At 46.6% G+C, this 19,360-nt stretch carries 17 protein-coding genes; 13 read left to right on the top strand and 4 right to left on the bottom strand.

Translation table 11 applies throughout. The features are described from left to right. The first annotated feature begins 123 nt into the window (after nt 1-123). From LPB140_RS11805 to LPB140_RS11765, 9 genes are all read left to right on the top strand, one after another. Nucleotides 124-1,974: a putative 2OG-Fe(II) oxygenase gene (locus LPB140_RS11805; RefSeq protein WP_072560002.1), complete on the top strand. Its 1,851-nt coding sequence runs from the start codon at nt 124-126 to the stop codon at nt 1,972-1,974. 168 nt (nt 1,975-2,142) lie between these two features. Beyond that, on the top strand, nt 2,143-2,718 hold the full coding sequence (locus LPB140_RS11800) for a hypothetical protein (protein WP_072560001.1): 576 nt from the start codon (nt 2,143-2,145) through the stop codon (nt 2,716-2,718). Between the two features lie 213 nt (nt 2,719-2,931). Further along, on the top strand, nt 2,932-3,726 hold the full coding sequence (locus tag LPB140_RS11795; protein ID WP_072560000.1) for a hypothetical protein: 795 nt from the start codon (nt 2,932-2,934) through the stop codon (nt 3,724-3,726). Between the two features lie 127 nt (nt 3,727-3,853). Beyond that, nucleotides 3,854-4,228 carry a fluoride efflux transporter CrcB gene (crcB, locus tag LPB140_RS11790; protein ID WP_072559999.1) on the top strand — a complete coding sequence of 125 codons (375 nt, stop codon included), beginning with the start codon at nt 3,854-3,856 and terminating at the stop codon, nt 4,226-4,228. A gap of 6 nt (nt 4,229-4,234) precedes the next feature. Then, nucleotides 4,235-5,701 carry an RluA family pseudouridine synthase gene (locus tag LPB140_RS11785; protein ID WP_072559998.1) on the top strand — a complete coding sequence of 489 codons (1,467 nt, stop codon included), beginning with the start codon at nt 4,235-4,237 and terminating at the stop codon, nt 5,699-5,701. Nucleotides 5,702-5,717: 16 nt separating this feature from the next. Further along, nucleotides 5,718-6,356, top strand: a complete 639-nt coding sequence (locus tag LPB140_RS11780; protein ID WP_072559997.1) for an FMN-binding negative transcriptional regulator — start codon at nt 5,718-5,720, stop codon at nt 6,354-6,356. Nucleotides 6,357-6,369: 13 nt separating this feature from the next. Then, complete coding sequence (locus LPB140_RS11775; protein WP_072559996.1) at nt 6,370-7,032, top strand: HAD-IA family hydrolase; 663 nt, start codon at nt 6,370-6,372, stop codon at nt 7,030-7,032. Continuing rightward, entirely contained in the window at nt 7,029-7,262 is a 234-nt protein-coding gene (locus tag LPB140_RS11770; RefSeq protein ID WP_072559995.1) for a hypothetical protein, read from the top strand. Before LPB140_RS11775 ends, LPB140_RS11770 begins: the two co-directional genes overlap by 4 nt. Before the next feature lie 3 nt (nt 7,263-7,265). Then, on the top strand, nt 7,266-7,964 hold the full coding sequence (locus LPB140_RS11765; RefSeq protein WP_072559994.1) for an ATP12 family chaperone protein: 699 nt from the start codon (nt 7,266-7,268) through the stop codon (nt 7,962-7,964). 24 nt (nt 7,965-7,988) lie between these two features. Here the strand turns inward: LPB140_RS11765 and gltX are convergent, their stop codons facing one another. Then, nucleotides 7,989-9,491, bottom strand: a complete 1,503-nt coding sequence (gene gltX / locus LPB140_RS11760) for a glutamate--tRNA ligase (RefSeq protein WP_072560964.1) — start codon at nt 9,489-9,491, stop codon at nt 7,989-7,991. 173 nt (nt 9,492-9,664) lie between these two features. Here gltX and LPB140_RS11755 point away from each other — a divergent pair, with 173 nt between their 5' ends. Continuing rightward, complete coding sequence (locus tag LPB140_RS11755) at nt 9,665-11,038, top strand: alkaline phosphatase PhoX (RefSeq protein ID WP_072559993.1); 1,374 nt, start codon at nt 9,665-9,667, stop codon at nt 11,036-11,038. An 89-nt stretch (nt 11,039-11,127) separates the two neighbouring features. Here LPB140_RS11755 and LPB140_RS11750 read toward each other — a convergent pair whose 3' ends face one another. From LPB140_RS11750 to LPB140_RS11740, 3 genes are all read right to left on the bottom strand, one after another. Beyond that, a complete protein-coding gene (locus LPB140_RS11750; RefSeq protein ID WP_072560962.1) occupies nt 11,128-12,420 on the bottom strand; it encodes an acyltransferase family protein in 1,293 nt (430 codons plus the stop codon). A gap of 86 nt (nt 12,421-12,506) precedes the next feature. Next, nucleotides 12,507-13,673 carry a hypothetical protein gene (locus tag LPB140_RS11745; protein ID WP_072559992.1) on the bottom strand — a complete coding sequence of 389 codons (1,167 nt, stop codon included), beginning with the start codon at nt 13,671-13,673 and terminating at the stop codon, nt 12,507-12,509. 69 nt (nt 13,674-13,742) lie between these two features. Then, nucleotides 13,743-15,833 (bottom strand): alpha/beta hydrolase family protein, encoded by a 2,091-nt coding sequence (locus tag LPB140_RS11740; RefSeq protein ID WP_072559991.1) that lies wholly within the window; start codon nt 15,831-15,833, stop codon nt 13,743-13,745. A 313-nt stretch (nt 15,834-16,146) separates the two neighbouring features. On the opposite strand from LPB140_RS11740, the gene rpsL reads away from it, so the two are divergent. The 3 genes from rpsL to fusA all read left to right on the top strand — a co-directional run bounded on the left by rpsL (nt 16,147) and on the right by fusA (nt 19,234). Next, nucleotides 16,147-16,518 carry a 30S ribosomal protein S12 gene (gene rpsL, locus LPB140_RS11735; RefSeq protein WP_072559990.1) on the top strand — a complete coding sequence of 124 codons (372 nt, stop codon included), beginning with the start codon at nt 16,147-16,149 and terminating at the stop codon, nt 16,516-16,518. A gap of 20 nt (nt 16,519-16,538) precedes the next feature. Beyond that, a complete protein-coding gene (rpsG, locus tag LPB140_RS11730; protein WP_072559989.1) occupies nt 16,539-17,009 on the top strand; it encodes a 30S ribosomal protein S7 in 471 nt (156 codons plus the stop codon). Between the two features lie 152 nt (nt 17,010-17,161). Continuing rightward, the gene (gene fusA, locus LPB140_RS11725) at nt 17,162-19,234 is read left to right on the top strand and encodes an elongation factor G (RefSeq protein WP_072559988.1); all 2,073 of its coding nucleotides are present in this window, start codon (nt 17,162-17,164) and stop codon (nt 19,232-19,234) included. Nucleotides 19,235-19,360 lie beyond the last annotated feature (126 nt).

The following is a 19,360-nucleotide window of genomic DNA, read 5'->3' as shown; positions in this document are numbered from 1 at the left end:
TATGCCAATATTTTGGATAAATTAATTGGGCAAACTTATTTGGCAAGAAAGGGCAAATATGCTGGATTATTATTTTACCCGCCCCTAAAGATTGGGGTAAATATTAAATAATGGGGAAATCACATGGCGTTAAGCCCGCAGCAAAAGGCCGCAATGGCACATAAGGCAATGCAGGAAGGACGCTTTGACGATGCGCGGCCATTATTGGATGATTTAAGACGCCTTGCCCCCAATGATGGCACGGTTCGGTTGATGAGTGCATATTTGGCGCGGGCGCAGGGGCGCGTTGATGATGCGATTGCAGAATTTGCCAATGCGTGCCGATTAAAACCTCAAGACGCGTTTATTCAAGCAACCTATGCCAGCTATTTACAGCAATTGGGCCGTCATGACGATGCCATAAAATATTTTGATATGGCGTTAAAAAACCAACCCAATATGATTGATGCGGTTATTGACCGTGCATTGATCATCGCCCGGCATAAGGACCGTGGCCTTGGAATATCCATTTTAAATGATGTGATAAAACAACATCCCCAAAATGTGCGCGCCATGTTTAATTTGGCGATATATTTAAAAGAAGATGGCGATTTAAATGCCGCAAAAACATGGGCATTGCATATTTTATCATTGCAGGCGGACCATTTTAAGGCGGCAATATTATTGGCCCAAATCGCCTTTGATAAGGGGGAGGATGCGGCAGATTTATTCCAAAATGCCGCGAAAATATGGCTTGGCCAACATGAAAAGCAAATGCCCGATACAGCGCCCATCATCTCTCAACAACCCGAATATGGGTCAATAATATTATCCCATGCAACCGCCAAAATACGCCAAGGCGATGTTGATGGCGGGATAAATATGGTCGATAATATTTTGGATAAAGACCCCGATTGGGCCGATGGTCATTTTTTACGTTCCCAAATTTTATGGCAAATGGACAAGGGCGAAGAGGCGTTAAGCAGCTATATCCATGCATTGGAGAAAAACCCGATGCATATTGGCCTGTGGGGGGATTATATCAATTCGGCGGGCCGTATATTGGGATATGAACAGGCGGCGGAAATTGGTGAACGGGCATTGCAAAAATTTGCCGCATCGGATGAGGAATCCCGCCGATTGCTGCATATTGAAATTGCAAAGGCGCAGTCGGAACTGGGTCAATATGACGCGGCAATTTCGATTTTTGAACAATATGCGCCCCATCAAAATGCCAATCATCAATTGGCGTTTTTACGTGCTTTAACTTTGGCGCAGCAATATGACCGCGCCGATAAAATTGCTGATAATTTAATTGCTTGGGGGCAGGGGGCACATGCATGGCCATATAAATCCATCATCTGGCGCATGACATCCAACCCCAAGGCGGCATGGTTGGAACGTGATGGCGAATTGGCGGTGGCGCAGGATTTACCATTTGATGATGGTGAATTACAAATATTGGGCGAATATTTGCGCGACATTCATTATTTTAAGGTGCAGCCATTTAACCAATCATTGCGCGGCGGCACACAAACCGATGCGAACAGCCTGTTATTAAACGCGCCCCCGATACAAAAATTAAAGGCGAAATTGGATGATGCGGTGCGCCATTATATTGACCAATTGCCCGCATTTGATGCGGCGCACCCCCTATTGGGGCAGGCGCGGGATCATTTTCGCTATACTGGTTCATGGTCGGTTTTATTGTCGCCACATGGTTTTCATGTGAACCATATTCACAGCCAAGGACAGATTAGCTCTGCCTTTTACGTAGATTTGCCCGCATCAATAAATGGCGATAGCGGCCAAGATGGATGGTTATGTGTGGGTGAACCAGCGCAAGAATTTAAAACCAATTTGACACCGTTAAAAATGATAGAGCCAAAGGCAGGGCGGCTTGCCCTATTTCCATCATGGATGTGGCATGGCACGCGCCCCTTTGCCGATGGGACAAGATTAACGGTCGCTTTTGATATTGGTTTATATAAATAATCCCGATCATATAATAATTTAACAAAATTTACATTTGTGAAATGGCTTGAATTTAGCGGGTTATCGCTGAATTTTGGGTTAGGGCATTGAATTTATTATATCATTTTTGCTGTTGATGTCTGGCGGGTGATTAAGGATAAATTAACCATTTCTGCATAAAATTAACCCATGAAAAATATCGCAAAAAAATGGGCCAACGCGCCGATAAATTGGAAAACTGCCCTGCAAGTTCCCGCCTATGCCACTGCATTATTATTGGCAGCGGGTTCGGGAATTGTCATGGCGCAACATGCCCATGCCGCAATGGTGCAGGACCAATCCGACGTGGTGTTGAACAGCAGTATCTTGGTCGAAAAAAGCGAAATTGACGCCAATGGCAATGCGAAAATCACATTAAAAACGCCAAAAGAAACCCCAATTTTGCCGGGGGACAAATTACGTATCACGTTAAATTATGAAAATCGCGGGGCATTGCCCGTTGAAGGGTTTACCGCAAATAATAAGGTGCATGATGCGGTCCAATTGGTTGAGATTCGTGAAAATTGGGCCATTATTACCGTGGATGGCGGCAAAAATTGGGGGAAATTATCCGATTTAACAGTAGAGGAAGTGAATGAAGAAACGGGTGAGAAAATTGTTCGTCCGGCCATTGCATCGGATGTAACCCATATTCGTTGGACATTTCCCGAATCAATCGCGCCAAAGGAAAAGGGCACGTTGGAATTTACCGCATTGGTAAGGTAAAATATAATAACCGGTGCAAAAATCCGCATTATAAATTAACCTATGCTTCTATGCCGTCCCATGATGGGACATGGCACGATATTCATGGCTTTGCACCTGTATAAACCATGCCGTTAACCTTGAATATGGCTGGTCTTTATCAATTTAATCCGACAATCTGATTCTTGTAATTAACGATATTTATTTCAAAGACATCAGCATTGGAGGTCACATATGACCAGCATTTTTTCAATAAACACAGCGCAGCGCGGGCAAATATCCCACAAAAAAAGGTCCGTTGGCGCATTTTTGGCGGTTTCATTATTGCCGTTAATGTTAAGCGCATGTGGCAGCAATGCCGCCGATCCTGGCGCGGAAATTGACAATGAATTAATGTCAAATGATGGCCCATCAACAAATGTTGCACAGGCGGAGCGTATTGTCATTGACAGCGACGAGCCAGCGGCCAGCAAAGATGGCGCAACGATTAAAAGCGCAGGCGCCGCGCAGGCGAGCGGGGATATTGTCAGCGCACAGGAATTGGACGGCGTAAAGTTAATGCGCGCACCCGCACCCACGGTGGTGGGCCGCGAGGATTGCGACAGCTGTAACAGCACACAGGCGGCAACCACCCTTGGCGAGCGGGCAGCAGCACAGAAAAATGGGCAAAGCCGTGGCAAGGGAACATGCGATGCAAAATTGCAATATGGCAATGCATGGGCAGGGCGGATGCCGCCGGAATTTCCCGTTTATCCTAATTCACGCATCAATGAAGCGGCGGGTGTCGATGGCGGCTTATGTGACATTCGGGTGGCCAGTTTTACCACCAATAGCAAAATGCAAAATGTGGTCGATTATTATTATACACGTGCCAAAAAGTCCGGATATAGCGCGGAATATCAAATTCGTGCGGGCGAACATAGCATGGGCGGCACGCGCAATGTGGATGATGGCGCATTTTTTATCACCTTTAACCCCACCAAAAATGGCGGAACAAAGGTTGATATTGTTGCCAATAATGGGCGGTAAAGCCCCATAAATTTTATTTACCGAGCGACTGGACGGCAAGATATTTTTGCCGTCCATTTTTATGCATCACTCCATCTATATTGATTAAGCTATTTGCCTATTTTCCGCATAATGCTATGGGCGGGGCATGTATGCTTCCATTCTTGTCATGGCGGGCGGGGCCATTGGGGCGTTGCTGCGTTTTCAACTGGGCCAATTTATGTCGCGAATTTGGGGGGTAAATTATCCCTATGGCACATTTGCGGCCAATATATTGGGCGGTTTTGCCATGGGAATTTTGGCGGCTTATTTGATTAAATATCATATAGGCGAAACGCTGCGTTTATTTGCAGGCGTGGGGGTGTTAGGCGGTTTTACAACCTTTTCGGCATTTAGTTTGGAATTATTCCAAATGGGACAAAATGGCAATGTAGCGGCTGCTTTTATATATGCTATTTTGTCGGTTGTGCTTACGCTGGCCGCGTTGATGGCGGGTTATTTTTTGATGAAATCTGGGGTCTGAATAAATATGAGTAAAAATAAACAATTTGACCCTGAAATGGCGAAAGAACCGGAAATTTCCGATCAGGTGAAACAATATATTGTGAAACGTGATGATGATGGCATTCGATTGGACCGTTGGTTCAAACGCAATTTGCCCGATGTAAATTTTGCATTGATTAGCCGCCTGACCCGCACAGGGCAGGTGCGCGTGGATGGAAAGCGCGTTGCGCCTGCCGACCGTGTTGCCACCGGTCAAACAATTCGTGTGCCGCCCATCGACCCGCAAATTGACGAACAAAAACAGGGGCGCGTGCGCCGCGAAACCAATTTTACTGATGAGGAAATTGACCAAATTCGTTCTATGGTTATCCACCGTGACCGCGCAGCAATTGTCATCAATAAACCGCCCGGCCTTGCCACACAGGGGGGCAGTAAAACCACAACCCATGTTGATGGCATGTTGGATGCGTTATGTTTTGAAAATAATCGCCGCCCCAAATTGGTCCACCGGTTGGATAAGGACACGTCGGGCGTATTATTATTGGCGCGCAGCCCCGGCACGGCCGCGCATTTTTCCAAAAGTTTTTCCGACCGCAGTGCGCGAAAAATTTATTGGGCGATTATCATGGGTATTCCCGATATTGCCGATGGTATTATCGATCTGCCCATTGGGAAACAGCCCGGAACTGGCGGCGAAAAAATGCATGTTGACCATGAAAATGGGCAAAGTGCGCGCACCCGTTATCGGATGATTGAACGCGCAGGTAACAGCGCGGCGTGGGTGGAGCTTATCCCCTTTACCGGGCGGACGCACCAATTGCGCGTGCATATGGCGGCCATTGGCCATCCCATTGTGGGGGACGGAAAATATGGCGGCAAGGATGCGATGCTGACCGGTTCGATAAGCCGTAAAATGCACCTTCATGCGCGGCGATTGCGCATCGATCATCCCGATGGTGGCCGCATTGATGTAAAGGCCGAATTGCCCGAACATTTTGCCGCAACCATGCGCGGTTTGGGATTTGACTTATCCTTAGGCGATACCGAAATTGACGATGGCCCGCCCCCGCCCAGCAAACAGGTATTAAAGCAGCAGGCGAAAAATTACGCCAAACAAATTCGCAAGGATAAACGGGGCGAGCGCCGCGCACGGGGCGTGAATGAAGATGCGGGTAAAAAAGGCGCGCGCCGTAAAGATGGCCGTGACCCCACCCGCAGCCGCTTTACCGCAGGGGGTAAGCCCACCACCAGAGGCAAAAGCCGCGCGGCAGAGGCCGAGGCGGAGGGTCGCCCAATTCCAAGGGGTCGCCCCAAAAAGGCATCGCCATTAAATAAGGGCGGGGTAAATAAAGGGGGCGGTAAGGCCGCCGCAAAGCCGCTTAATAAAAAGCCAAAAAAGCAAAGCACACGAAACACGCCGCGCCCAACGGGACGCGCAGTGGTGGCGAAAAAGCCAAAGCGCACATCACAACCAAAAGGCCGAAAAAGCTAGATAGGGCAGGTAAAATATGCATCCAGACCCGAATTTTCGGATAAAGGGCGATGAAGCACAGGCCCGAATGTTCATGGAAAATATAATCCATGAAATTGGATTTGGCGCGATTTTCATGACCACCGAAAATGGCCCGCGCGTTGCCCATGTGCCATTTTTTTATACCAAAGATGGCGCATTGCAATTTCATATATCGCGCGGCAATGCGCTGCATAATGCCCTGTGCGATGCGCAAAAATATGGCGAAGCCTTGGCCGTTATCAACGGACCAGATGCCTATATCAGCCCGAATGATTATGTGGACAGCGCTCTTCAGGTTGGCACGTGGAATTATATCGCCCTTGAATTACAAGGGCCGGTGCGCAAAATGGCAGATGAAGGGCTTGTCGCTTTATTGGATGATTTAAGCGATGTGCATGAAGAAAAATCGGGCCAAAACCCCAAATGGACGCGTGATAAAATGGATGCCCGTCAATTTGAAAAAATGTGCCGCGCGATAAGCGGTTTTGAAATGGAAATAAAGGCATGGCGGCCAACGATTAAATTATCGCAAAATAAATCCGCCGAAGAACGCGAAAATATTGCCCAAAAATTGGAGGCAAGGGGACAAATGGCCATATCATTTATGATGCGCCAAAATTGGTCTGGTGAATAGGAGTGGTACGCGTATGACCGATAAAATTGCCATATTTGATTGTGATGGCACTTTGGTGGACAGCCAAGCCGATATTTGCGGCGCGATGGAGGCGGCCTTTGCCGCGGTTAATATTCCCGCCCCGCCACGCCATGGAATAAGGCGGATTGTGGGGTTAAGCGTGCCGCAGGCCGTGGCCGCCCTGATGCCCCATGCCGATGAAGAATTAACCCATATATTGGGACAGGAATATAAGCAGGCATATTTTAACATGCGCCAAGCGGGGACATTGCACGAACCATTATATGATGGCATGGCCGATTTACTGCATAAATTATATGATGCAGGCTGGACATTGGCGGTGGCCACAGGAAAATCACAACGCGGGCTGACCCGCACATTGGCGCATCATAAAATAACGGGATTATTTTCAACATTGCAAACCGCCGATTTCCACCCATCAAAACCGCATCCATCGATGATATATAAGGCATTGGCAGAAACCAATATGCAGGTGGAGCAGGCGGTGATGATTGGCGATACGGTTTTTGATATCAAAATGGGTGTGGCCGCAGGGTGTCGGACAATAGGCGTTAATTGGGGATATCATGCGGTGGAGGAATTGACAGGGGCGGGGGCGGAATATATCGCCGCCAGCATGGACGGATTGCATCATTTATTAAAGGATATGGCATGACCGAGGAAGAAAAAGAAGCCTTGGCGAAAAACAGATTTTTCCTTCTGGGCATAGTGCGTCTTGTCGGGGCGATATTCGCGATGGTTGGGCTGGCCATAATTTTTAATGGCTTTGCCAACCAACCCAAAATTGTTGGATATGGGCTGTTTATTAACGGCATGATTGGCTTTGCCATTTTGCCAATGATGATTGCCAAAAAATGGAAAAATGACAATCAACATAAAGATTAAGAGATGCAAAAATTTTGGAAAGAAGCCGCCATTTCACATGATGAAAATGGATATAATATCTTGCTTGATGGGCGGGGGATAAAAACGCCTGAAAAACGCAGCCTTGCCGTGCCCCATATCAAAATGGCCGATGCAATTTTGGCCGAATGGGACGGTGTGGCCGATGGCGCAAAAATTGACCCCGCCGCCATGCCCTTTACCGGATTTGCCAATGCCGCCATTGATAAAATTGCGCCAAATAAGGCCGAATTTGCTGAAGGGCTAGGCCAATATGCAGAGGCGGATTTATTTTGTTATCATGCGACAAGCCCGCAAGAGTTGGTGGAGAGGCAGGCGGCGATTTGGACACCGCGCCTAAATTGGGCGGCGGCGTATTATGGGGTGGAATTTACCATCATCCACGGCATTATGCATCAGGACCAACCCGCCGAGACACGGCAAAAATTGCGCGGTGCATTAAATGGGTTAAGCGCATGGCAATTGGCGGCGATGGCAAAGTTAATCCCGATTAGTGGGTCGTTGGTGGCATCGTTAATGATTGTAGAAAATGCAGAGGCAGCCGATGCCCTGTGGCCGGAAATCTGCCTAGATGAGCTGTGGCAGGAGGAGCAATGGGGCGCGGATGAATTTGCCATAAAAAATCGCCGCGATCGGGAAAAAGATTTCCTTCTCGCGGCGCAATTTTTGAAATTTATGGATTAAACCAATAACAGCTAACGGCGCCGTTTAATCCGTTTCAACCAGTAAATCGGCCCATGCCTTGCCCTCTTTTGCCGTTGGTGTGCCCAACAGCTCCAATGCATGGCGCAACCGTTCGCGGATAATATCGCGGCCCAAATGGGTAATGCCATCAAATAAGGGCACGCCCTGTGCACTGCCCGTCACGGCGATGTAAAATGCGCGGATCATATCTTTTAACTTTACATCCAATGCGGCGGCGGTGGTTCGCAATGCGCCGTCCACACCCTCTTTATTCCACATAATCATCGCATCAAATTGGGTCAGCGCCAGATGATATGCCTGACGTTGTTGCAATTCATCCAATTTCACCCCGTCGCGTAATTTTTCCGCGCTTTGACCGTCAATCCGGTTCATAAAGAACATGGCGGTCAACGCGCCAAGATCGGATAATTTGACAATGCGGCTTTGCGTCATTTGGGCAATGGGCAGCATATATTCGTCATTTAACGCCCATTTGCGCCATTGTTCCAAAAATCCGGCGCCGTCCATATCTTCGCGAAGATAGCGGCCATTGAGCCAATCCAATTTTGACGTGTCAAAAACCGATCCGCCAAGCGAGATATGGTCAACATCAAAATCATCGATTAAATGTTGCAGGGTGACCTTTTCATCTTCCTCGGTCGATGATTTGATGAACAGGCCAAGGAAATTGACCATCGCCTCTGCCAAATAACCCGCACGTTGATAATATAAAATGCTGGTCGGGTTTTTGCGTTTGGAAAGTTTGGATTTATCGGCATTTAATAATAGAGGTAAATGCGTTAAAACCGGTGCTTCCCATCCAAAATAATCATATAATGCCAAATGTTTTGGGGCGCTGCTAATCCATTCCTCGCCGCGCAAAACATGGGTAATGCCCATTAAATGATCATCGACCACATTGGCCATATGATAAGTGGGCAGGCCGTCCGATTTCATAATCACCTGCATATCCACGCCGGCCCATTCAAATTTAATTTCACCGCGCAGCGTGTCATTCACCACACAAGTGCCGCTTTCTGGGATTTTCATCCGCACCACATGCGGCACGCCATTTAGGTCAAGCTCGCTGCGCTCTGCATCGGTTAAGGACAGGCAGGTGCCATCATAACGGGGCGGTTTTTTGCGTGCAATTTGGTCTTTACGCATTTCGGCCAATTTTTCCGCCGTGCAATAACATTTAAATGCCTTGCCCTTTTGCAATAAAATATCGGCATGTTCTTTATAAATATCACTGCGTTCGGATTGACGATATGGGCCATGCGGCCCACCAATATCTGGCCCTTCGCTCCAATCCAATCCCAACCAGCGCAGCGAATCCAAAATCATTTTTTCCGATTGCGGTGTGGAACGCACCTGATCCGTATCCTCAATCCGCAGGATAAATTCGCCGCCATGTTTTTTGGCAAAACAATAATTTATAAGCGCAATATAGGCGGTGCCGACATGCGGGTCGCCCGTGGGGGATGGGGCAATGCGGGTTCTGATGGGTTTATTTTGGTCGGTCATAATCGAAAAATTCTTTACATAAATGAAGATATAAGCGGCCAATATCAGCCATTGAGCCAAAGGCCAAGTGCGGCGTTAAGATAAATATTATTTATATCGCATAATATTGTCATTGAGATGACATATTATCGTGACTATGCTGGGGCATAATATATTTTATTAGGGTGAGCAGGATGAAAATTTCACGCAGGCAATTGGGTTTTGGCATGGGCGGCATGGCATTTGCAGGTATTGCCGCGCGGGCATGGGCGGACAGCGGTGTTCCTGTGCATGGGGAATTTGAGGTAAAGGGATATGGCGATTTGGTGACCGATCCCAATAAACTTCTCGACCTGCCAAAGGGGTTTTCATATCAGGTGATTTCGCGTTTCACCAATATTATGGATGATGGATATATTGTCCCCAATGCGGCCGACGGCATGGGTGCATTTGACCTTGGCAATGGGAAAGTTGGCTTAATCCGCAACCATGAATTATCGCCCCGTGACCTGCGATTTGGTCCATTTACGGATAAGGTGGGCAAGGATGTTCCGGCTTTTGATTGGATGAGCAAGGAAGAAATGCCCGCGCCCGGCGGCACGACCAGCATGATATATGACATGCAAAGCGGCAAGGTGGAGGCCGAATGGTTAAGCCTTATCGGCACAATTCGCAATTGTTCCGGCGGCATCACCCCTTGGGGCAGCTGGCTGACATGTGAAGAGACGGTGACCAAGGCGGGCGATGGTGTGGGCAAAGATCATGGCTGGGTTTTTGAAATTCCCATGGCGCAAAAGGGGCTGGCCGATCCCGTGCCATTAAAGGCAATGGGCCGTTTTAATCATGAGGCCGCCGCCGTCGATCCCAAAAGCGGGATTATATATTTAACCGAAGATCGCGGCGATGGTTTATTTTACCGCTTCATCCCGAATGAAAAGGGCAATTTGGCAGCGGGCGGTAAATTACAGGCATTATCCCTAGGCGGACTTGACCCCAGAAATTGGGATAAGGCGTCGGTTGAAACGGGCCAAAAATTATCGGTCAGCTGGATAGATTTGGACAATGTGGAAAGCCCCGAAGATGATTTACGCACGCGCGGTATTGCCGCAGGCGCAGCGCCCTTTGCACGGGGTGAGGGCATTTATTGGGGAGAGGGTGAATTTTATTTTGCCTGCACCAATGGCGGGGCCAAGAAATTTGGCCAAATTTTCCGCTATACCCCCTCTAAAGTCGAAGGACAAAAGGGCGAAATTAAAAAGGGGCAATCGGGCATTTTGGAATTATTTGTCGAATCCACCAACCCCGCTTTTTACAATTATGGCGATAATTTATGCGTCATGCCCAATGGCCATTTAATGGTATGCGAGGATCAATATACCGCGATTACCGCCAATCATTTACGCGGCATTGATGCCAGTGGGAAAAGCTATATTTTCGGGCGCAGCCATATTCAAACCGAATTTGCCGGCGCATGTTTTTCCCCCGATGGGTCGGTGATGTTCGTGAATCTTTACTCCCCCACCATGACATTGGCCATTAAAGGCCCGTGGAAAAGTATAAGCGGGTAAAGCCAAGTTGGACATAGAATAAAAAATTAAAGGATAGGCGCTTTTTCAATATATCGCCTATCCTTTTTATCTTTTATCAATTTATCTTTTTATGCCTTTTTGATAAGCTGATATAGCGGGCCAAATCGCACAATCGCAGCGCCGATAAAGGGCAGGGCCACAATCCATAACCGAACGCCAGTAACCCCCAATGGGCTGGCGATGCTGAAAATTGCGGTGCTGGCCAGTCCGATACACACTAATATCAGGCCAAGCATCAATCGCCAATGCGGCACAGGCCCCCTGCTATCATCCGTACGCATTTGTTCATATCGCGCAAATAATATGATAAGGGGCAAGGTCGCAATGATATAAAGAGTGAACCAAATTGGGCGTGTCATCCACCATGCAGCACTGCCCGGTTCAACATGAAGGCCAAGGCCATTTAACAGCCATGCCCCAATCATCACCACAACAAAGGCGGTTAAATGCCACAAATATATGGTCATAATCATCCCGTTTATCAGCACCACATTGGTCCAGAATTTTATATTATCCAACATCCGCCGACCCAAAGGTTCCAGCGCAAGGGCAAAGCCAGTCTGCATAATGCCCAGCGATAAAAGGGCAAGGGTGGGCGGCATGCTATTGGTTATTTCATTGCCCGGAACACCAATCATCGCCACGGGATAAGGGCCAAAGCCGACCAATAAGCATAGGATGATGAGGCCCGCCATGCCCCAGCATAATGCGCGGGTTTTCTGCGAAAAATATCCATCGCCCCATGCATAGCCAAGTTGATGTATGGCAAGCCAGACAAAGGCAAAGTTCAAAAAATTAACATAGGGGATGTCAAATTTTATGGCGAGAATATCAATGATAATCGCGCCAAGGACTAAGGCCGTAAAGGATTTTAAACCCCATTTCTTCCATGCCAAATGGGTATAGGGAACAACCGCCGACACCATGATATATACAGAAAGAAACCAGACAGGAATTAATGCCAATTGCGCCGCCATGGCCACAATTTTGCGATCCACGCCCATGGCGGTGCCAAAAATGGCAAATAATGTCCATATTAGGAAAAGCGGCAAGACGGGGAAAATTAACCGTTGAAAACGACTGCTAAACCAGCTGGCATAGCTGGCGCCGTTTCGCTGCGTTGCGGACCATGAAACCCCATTGGAAAATCCGCCGACCAGAAAGAAAATCGGCATGACCTGAAACCCCCAGGTCAGCCATTGCGTCCATGGCAAAATGCCCAGCAAATGCCCACCCTGAACCGCGCCATCCTGTATATAGGGGGCGGCGACCAGCCAATGGCCAATCACCACCGCCATAATTGACAATGCGCGCAAAAAATCAACATAACGGTTGCGCTCTGGCGGGGCTTGCCGGGCCATATTTTCTGCTTTTTCCCAAATTTTCATTATATGCTTTCAGTATGTGCCCTTAGGCGAAAAAAAACTTTATTATTATGGTTTAGATATTATTTGGTAAAGATATTCACATTATTTTTATTTTTACCCCATGTGCCGTTTGATGAGACGGGGCTTTCATTGTCCAATATTTTCATCACCAAATTTGGGGAGGGCAATTTGTTACGCGGGGAAAAATGCACTTTTTTATCTTCCACTATAATGGTTATGGAAATGGGCGGTGCGTCTAGTGTGTCTTGGTCCTCAATTCCTTCTTGGTCTCTATCCACGGCATCATCCGCGCTTTTAGTATCGGCGGCATTTATGGCGGCAATTAAGTCATTCGGACCGACTGATAGGGCATTGCCGCTGTCGCCAAAGGCAAGTAAATAGCTGTTCATGCTCTCACCTGCGCGGTAAATCGCGCCGGGGGGTGCATTATATTGATCATCGCGGCACCATGTGGCGGGGGCTTGTTCTGCGGCCTCAGCCCCCTCTGCTGAAATGTCTGACGGATCGGTCATGCCCAGCAATGCGGAATATATTCCGGCAGACATGTCTTCCTCATCATCGCTTTTTATTATTTGGGCGTCCTCAAATGTTATCATTTTTGTGGCGCAGGGCTGCACGGGTACGGCGATAGGAAATTGCCTGCTATTTTTTGGTGCGATAATTTCACTCGCCCCTATTTCCATCCATTTTTTTAACTCCTCACCGTTTTTTATTTTGGATGAGGCGCGAATTTTTATGTAAAATTCTCCCATTTGGAAAAACATTAAACCGGTGGACTTAAATCCCTTTCCCTTTGCATCGTAAATAATTTGCAGGCCGCTTGATTGATTTTGTCCCGTTGGGGTAAATGGCTGTGCAGCCGAAATTGGGGTCAGATCGCCAAATATGTTGCGAGAGGTGATGGCATAATTTGCCCGGTCAAACCAAATCGGCGCATTGCCATTGGTGGCGCGAAAAATATAGATACTGAAAAATTCACTTTCATCCTTTGGCGAAAATTGCGCCGAAATATTTAAATTAGTCGGGCTATAGCTTGCGGCAGAATCGCGTTCATATCCCGCCATCTTATAGGGCAGGGTGATACCGCTTTCTTTATGAATTAAGGGCTTTTTTGCCTTTACCTTAATTTTGGTGACTTGCTGAGCATGTCCTTGTGGCGCAAAAAAGGGGGCGGTGGATAATGTGGCGGCCAATAAAATCGCGGCAGTAATCGACTTAACATTCATATATTCAAGCCCCCTAAAATTTGAATTTGGCTTTTTCACGCCAAGATATTTATCAATTCTCTTTGATTGTTATTCATCCGCCGGATTATGCTTGTTCAAAAAAGCTTCCAGAGTATCGAGCCATTTTTGATGGTTTTTGCTTTCTTTAAAACCATGCGCTTCCTCCTCAAAAACCAATTCTTCAAAATTCACGCCTGCTGCTTTTGCTGCCTTTACCATTGCGCGATGCTGGCTAAATGGGACGATATCATCCTTTTTACCCTGCGCCAGTAAAATGGGGCGGGTTAATTTATCGATATTTAACAAAGGTGAGACATATTTTAATTTTGCCCTATCCTCACCCTTTAATGCCGAAGAAAATCTTTTATATGCGGGATCATCAAGAAAATCATTATCATATAATAGCATTAAATCCCAATCAGTTACACCGGCAAAGCTGGCGGCGCAGCGATAGCGTTCTGGATTGCGCGTTGCACCCCATAGGGCGGCATATCCACCATAGCTGGCGCCGACTATGCATGCCCGATTGGCATCGGCTATGCCTTGTTTGACCAGAAAATCCATGCCATCATCCAAATCATCCTGCATTTTCAGGCCGATTTGACCATGGCCCAATTCATAAAAGGCATTGCCATATCCACCCGATCCACGAAAATTGGGTTGTAAAACCGCATAGCCCCGATTTGCCAAAAATTGAGCATCAGAATCAAATTCCCATGAATCATGGACAAAAAATGGGCCGCCATGGGGATAGATGATTAAGGGGAGATTTTTTGCCGGCTTTCCTTTTGGCAGGGTCAAATAAGCTGAAATTTTTACGCCGTCTCTGGCGGTATAGGACACATATTGTCTATCGCTCATCTTGGCGGGATCGATACGGTCATTTACCCCATTGAAACGATGAAGACCTTTATTATTCGGATCGAATAAATAATAGCTACCGGGATCCTTGTCTGAACTTGTTGAAACAATATATTTATCTTTGCTATAATTTGATGTTCTGATTTCCACTAATTGATTTGGCAAGGTAATTTGCAAGTCATCCTGCATTTTGGCCATTTTTTTATCAAACCAGATAATCTTTCCCACATTATCAAAATAGGTCGCAGCCAAAATATCGCGGCCATCGTCCGTTAAAATAATGTCCGAAATATCATGATCGGGATTTTGATAAATTATATCCCCCCATTCTTGGGTAAGATAGTTGAATTTCCTGACCCCATGATTGCCATTTTCCTGTTTGAAACGAACAAAAAATTCATCGCTACCCGATACAATATTGCTAACCGCGGCAAAGCTGGCAAAAACCTTATCCGGATCGCCCTTTAAGCTAACCTTGCTAACTTGTTTGAAACCTTCATTCTCATTACTTCTATAGTAAAATAAATATCTATTCACCAAATCTCTGGCGATATAGCTGACCCCGCCAAAATTATCCGTGTCGCCTTTAATGCCAATGCCTAAACGCACCACGCCTGTATTATCGGCATACCAATCCCAAATATCTGCTTTTTGTTTGATTATTTCTTTGGTTTCATTTGTGGCAATATCAACCCGAAATACGGATGGATAATCATAATAGCTGCGCCGAATTTGCTGCAGCAAATATTGCCCCTTTGGGTCGATATATAAAACATCATCGGCGATTAAAACCTTTTGCTTTAACCCGACGACAGAAAATTCTTTGGTTTTTATATTATATTTATACAGGCTGGTGAGAAGGCGTTCTTCACGATTAAAATCAACAATATCGCCTATACTAAAAATAATATAATCATCGCCGGCCCATCGATACCATCGTAAATCACCATGTTCGCCCGCGCTTATATATTGAAGATGATTTGTTTTAAAATTATGCGCGGCGATAAATAATTTTCCATTGACCCTTTCAATATAGGCGACCGATTCCTGATTGGGCGATAATATGGGGCCTGAAATGCCATCATATCGTGCAAAGATAGATGAAGGGATTTTCGCAACCGGCTGCGTATCAGTTTGCGCCTCATTTTTTGTGATATTTTCTGGCGCAGCAAAATTTTGGCCAGTTAAATTTTGGGCATTATTCTCATCAACCAATTTATCCTGGGCTACCGCCGCATGATTAAAATATGAAAATAGGGCAATTGTTGCAATTGTTGCAGTAGAAAGATATTTGCGCATAAAAATCCAAATAAAGATATTAAACAGTTATTTATGTGCAAAAATATCAAAAGCGCAATGTTTATTTTAACAAGAATAAATTTATCCATATGTGGTTTAACCCATGCAATCACTTGACCTTTGTTGGACGTGCGGTTAATAGGCGCGTTCGTGATTCAGGCACAATTGTGCTTTTTTCATGTCATATTAGGCTGAACAATGAATTTAGTGTGGATGGAATAAAGGCGGAGCCTCCATTGGGTTTTTACTAACCAGCATATTAAATATCAAAGTAACCGCTTGAAAAACAAAAAACTTTTAAGGTGAAGCATTTATGCCAACGATTAATCAGCTGGTCCGTAAGGGCCGGGTGGCACAAAAGACCAAGTCTAAAGTGCCCGCAATGGATAAGAACCCGCAAAAACGCGGTGTTTGCACCCGTGTTTATACTACAACTCCGAAAAAGCCGAACTCAGCTTTGCGTAAGGTTGCGAAGGTTCGCCTGACCAATCAACGTGAAGTTATCAGCTACATTCCTGGCGAAGGTCACAACCTTCAAGAGCATAGTGTTGTGTTGATCCGTGGCGGTCGTGTACGCGATCTTCCCGGTGTTCGTTACCACGTTCTTCGTGGTGTTCTCGATACGCAAGGCGTCAAGGATCGTAAGCAATCACGTTCCAAATATGGCGCGAAGCGTCCGAAATAATAGACGAGGAGTTTTAGAATATGTCACGTCGTCGTCGTCCAGAGAAGCGCGTTATCCTGCCAGATCCAAAATTTGGTGATATCGTATTGTCAAAATTTATGAATAACTTAATGCTTGATGGTAAAAAATCAGCTGCCGAACGTATTGTTTATGGTGCGCTTGATACCGTTGAGGCAAAGGTTAAGTCTGATCCAGTGCAATTATTCCATGATGCACTAAATAATGTTAAACCCGGTGTAGAGGTTCGCTCTCGCCGTGTTGGTGGTGCAACCTATCAGGTGCCATGTGATGTTCGTCCAGAGCGTGCGCAGGCATTGGCGATTCGTTGGTTAATCGGTGCAGCCCGTGGGCGCAGCGAAACAACCATGGCGGCCCGTCTTTCCGGTGAGTTGATGGATGCTGCCAATAATCGTGGTAATGCAGTCAAAAAGCGGGAAGATACCCACCGTATGGCTGAAGCAAACCGCGCTTTCGCACATTATCGCTGGTAATTGGGCATTTGCTCTTTTGGTGTGACCCGCCAAATTGGTGGGTCATGCACAAAAATCATTAGTGATTATATAAGGGCTGGCAATTGTCAGTCCCTTTCCCTATAGGGCGACCATAGTTTTTTGGTTCCCTTTCAAATATTGGAGTAACGATCATGGCACGCAGCCATCCGCTGGAAAAATATCGTAATATTGGTATTATGGCGCATATTGACGCTGGTAAAACCACAACGACAGAGCGTATTTTATATTATACAGGTAAATCCTATAAAATCGGCGAAGTGCATGATGGCGCGGCGACCATGGATTGGATGGAGCAAGAGCAAGAGCGTGGTATTACCATTACCTCTGCTGCGACCACCTGTTTCTGGGATGATCACCGGATTAACATTATTGACACCCCAGGTCACGTTGACTTTACCATTGAAGTTGAGCGTTCGCTTCGCGTGCTTGACGGTGCGGTAGCATGTTTTGACGGTGTTGCTGGTGTGGAGCCGCAATCTGAAACCGTATGGCGTCAGGCAGATAAATATAAAGTTCCGCGCATGTGCTTCATCAATAAATTGGACCGTACAGGCGCCAATTTTGAATATTGCGTGCAATCAATCATTGACCGTTTGGGCGCGACTCCTGCGGTTCTTTACATTCCTATCGGTATCGAAGCGGATTTGAAGGGTCTGGTTGACTTAGTAAATGAACGTGCCATCGTCTGGAAAGATGAAAGCTTGGGCGCAGAATTTACTTATGAAGAAATTCCTGCGGATCTTGCTGATTCGGCGGCTGAATGGCGCGAAAAACTCATCGAATTGGCTGTTGAGCAAGATGATGAAGTAATGGAAGCATATTTGGAAGGCCAAATGCCTGACGCTGCCACATTAAAGCGTTTGATTCGCAAGGGCACATTGGGTCATGCATTTGTGCCTGTATGTTGCGGCAGTGCGTTTAAGAATAAGGGTGTTCAACCTTTGCTTGACGCGGTTGTTGATTATTTGCCTAGCCCGCTTGAAGTTCCAGCGATTAAAGGCTTGAAATTAGACGGTGAGACCGAAGATAGCCGCCCATCAAGCGATGAAGCGCCATTTTCTGCCTTGGCATTTAAAATTATGAATGACCCATTTGTGGGTACATTGACCTTTGCGCGTATTTATTCCGGTAAATTGGAAAAAGGCAGCTATTTGAACTCCGTTAAGGACAAGAAAGAAAAAATCGGCCGTATGCTGTTGATGCACGCAAATAGCCGTGAAGATATTGATGAAGCCTATGCGGGCGATATTGTTGCTATTGCTGGTTTGAAAGAAACCACCACTGGTGACACGCTTTGCGCCTCATCTGCACCGATTATTTTGGAGCGTATGGAATTTCCAGAACCGGTTATTGAGCTTAGCGTTGAGCCAAAAACCAAAGCTGACCAAGAAAAAATGGGCCTTGCGCTTAATCGTCTTGCGGCTGAAGATCCATCATTCCGCGTATCGACCGACCACGAATCGGGCCAAACCATTATTAAAGGCATGGGTGAGCTTCACCTTGACATTTTGGTGGATCGTATGCGCCGCGAATTTAAAGTGGAAGCTAATGTCGGTGCGCCTCAGGTGGCATATCGTGAATATTTGGGCCGCGAAGTTGACATTGACTATACCCACAAGAAACAATCTGGTGGTTCGGGTCAATTTGGCCGCGTGAAATTTGTTGCAAAACCGGGCGAGCGCGGCTCTGGCTTTGTCTTTAAAGACGAAGTTAAGGGCGGTAATATTCCAAAAGAATATATTCCTTCGGTTGAAAAAGGTATGCGTGAAACCGCAGAAGGCGGATCGCTTATCGGTTTCCCAATCATCGATTTTGAAATCACTCTTTATGATGGTGCTTATCATGATGTTGATAGTTCGGCATTGGCTTTTGAAATTGCCGGTCGTGCAGCAATGCGCGAAGCAGCACAAAAAGCAGGCATTAAATTGCTTGAGCCTATCATGAAGGTGGAGGTCGTTACCCCTGAAGAATTTATGGGTGACGTTATTGGCGACATGAATAGCCGCCGTGGTCAAATTCAGGGTACTGATAGCCGCGGTAATGCTCAGGTTGTTGATGCCCAAGTGCCGCTTGCGAACATGTTTGGTTATGTAAATGAGCTGCGTTCCTTTACGCAGGGTCGTGCGCAATATACCATGACATTCTCGCATTATGATGAAGTTCCAGCAAATGTTGCACAAGAAGTGAAAGAGAAGCTGGCATAATCATAAAAGTTCCGCTATCAGCGCGTTCACGAATCTAATTGTCGTCATAGACAAGTGGAGACGAAAATTGATAGCAAAGACTTGACATTCACCCCATAGGCCGCCATTGGGCGCGCTATCTATGGC

The sequence above is a fragment of the Sphingorhabdus lutea genome (assembly GCF_001889025.1).
Lineage (GTDB): Bacteria > Pseudomonadota > Alphaproteobacteria > Sphingomonadales > Sphingomonadaceae > Sphingorhabdus_B > Sphingorhabdus_B lutea.
The sequence above is the reverse complement of the archived record's forward strand: the minus strand, read 5'-3'. Positions and strand labels throughout refer to the sequence as shown.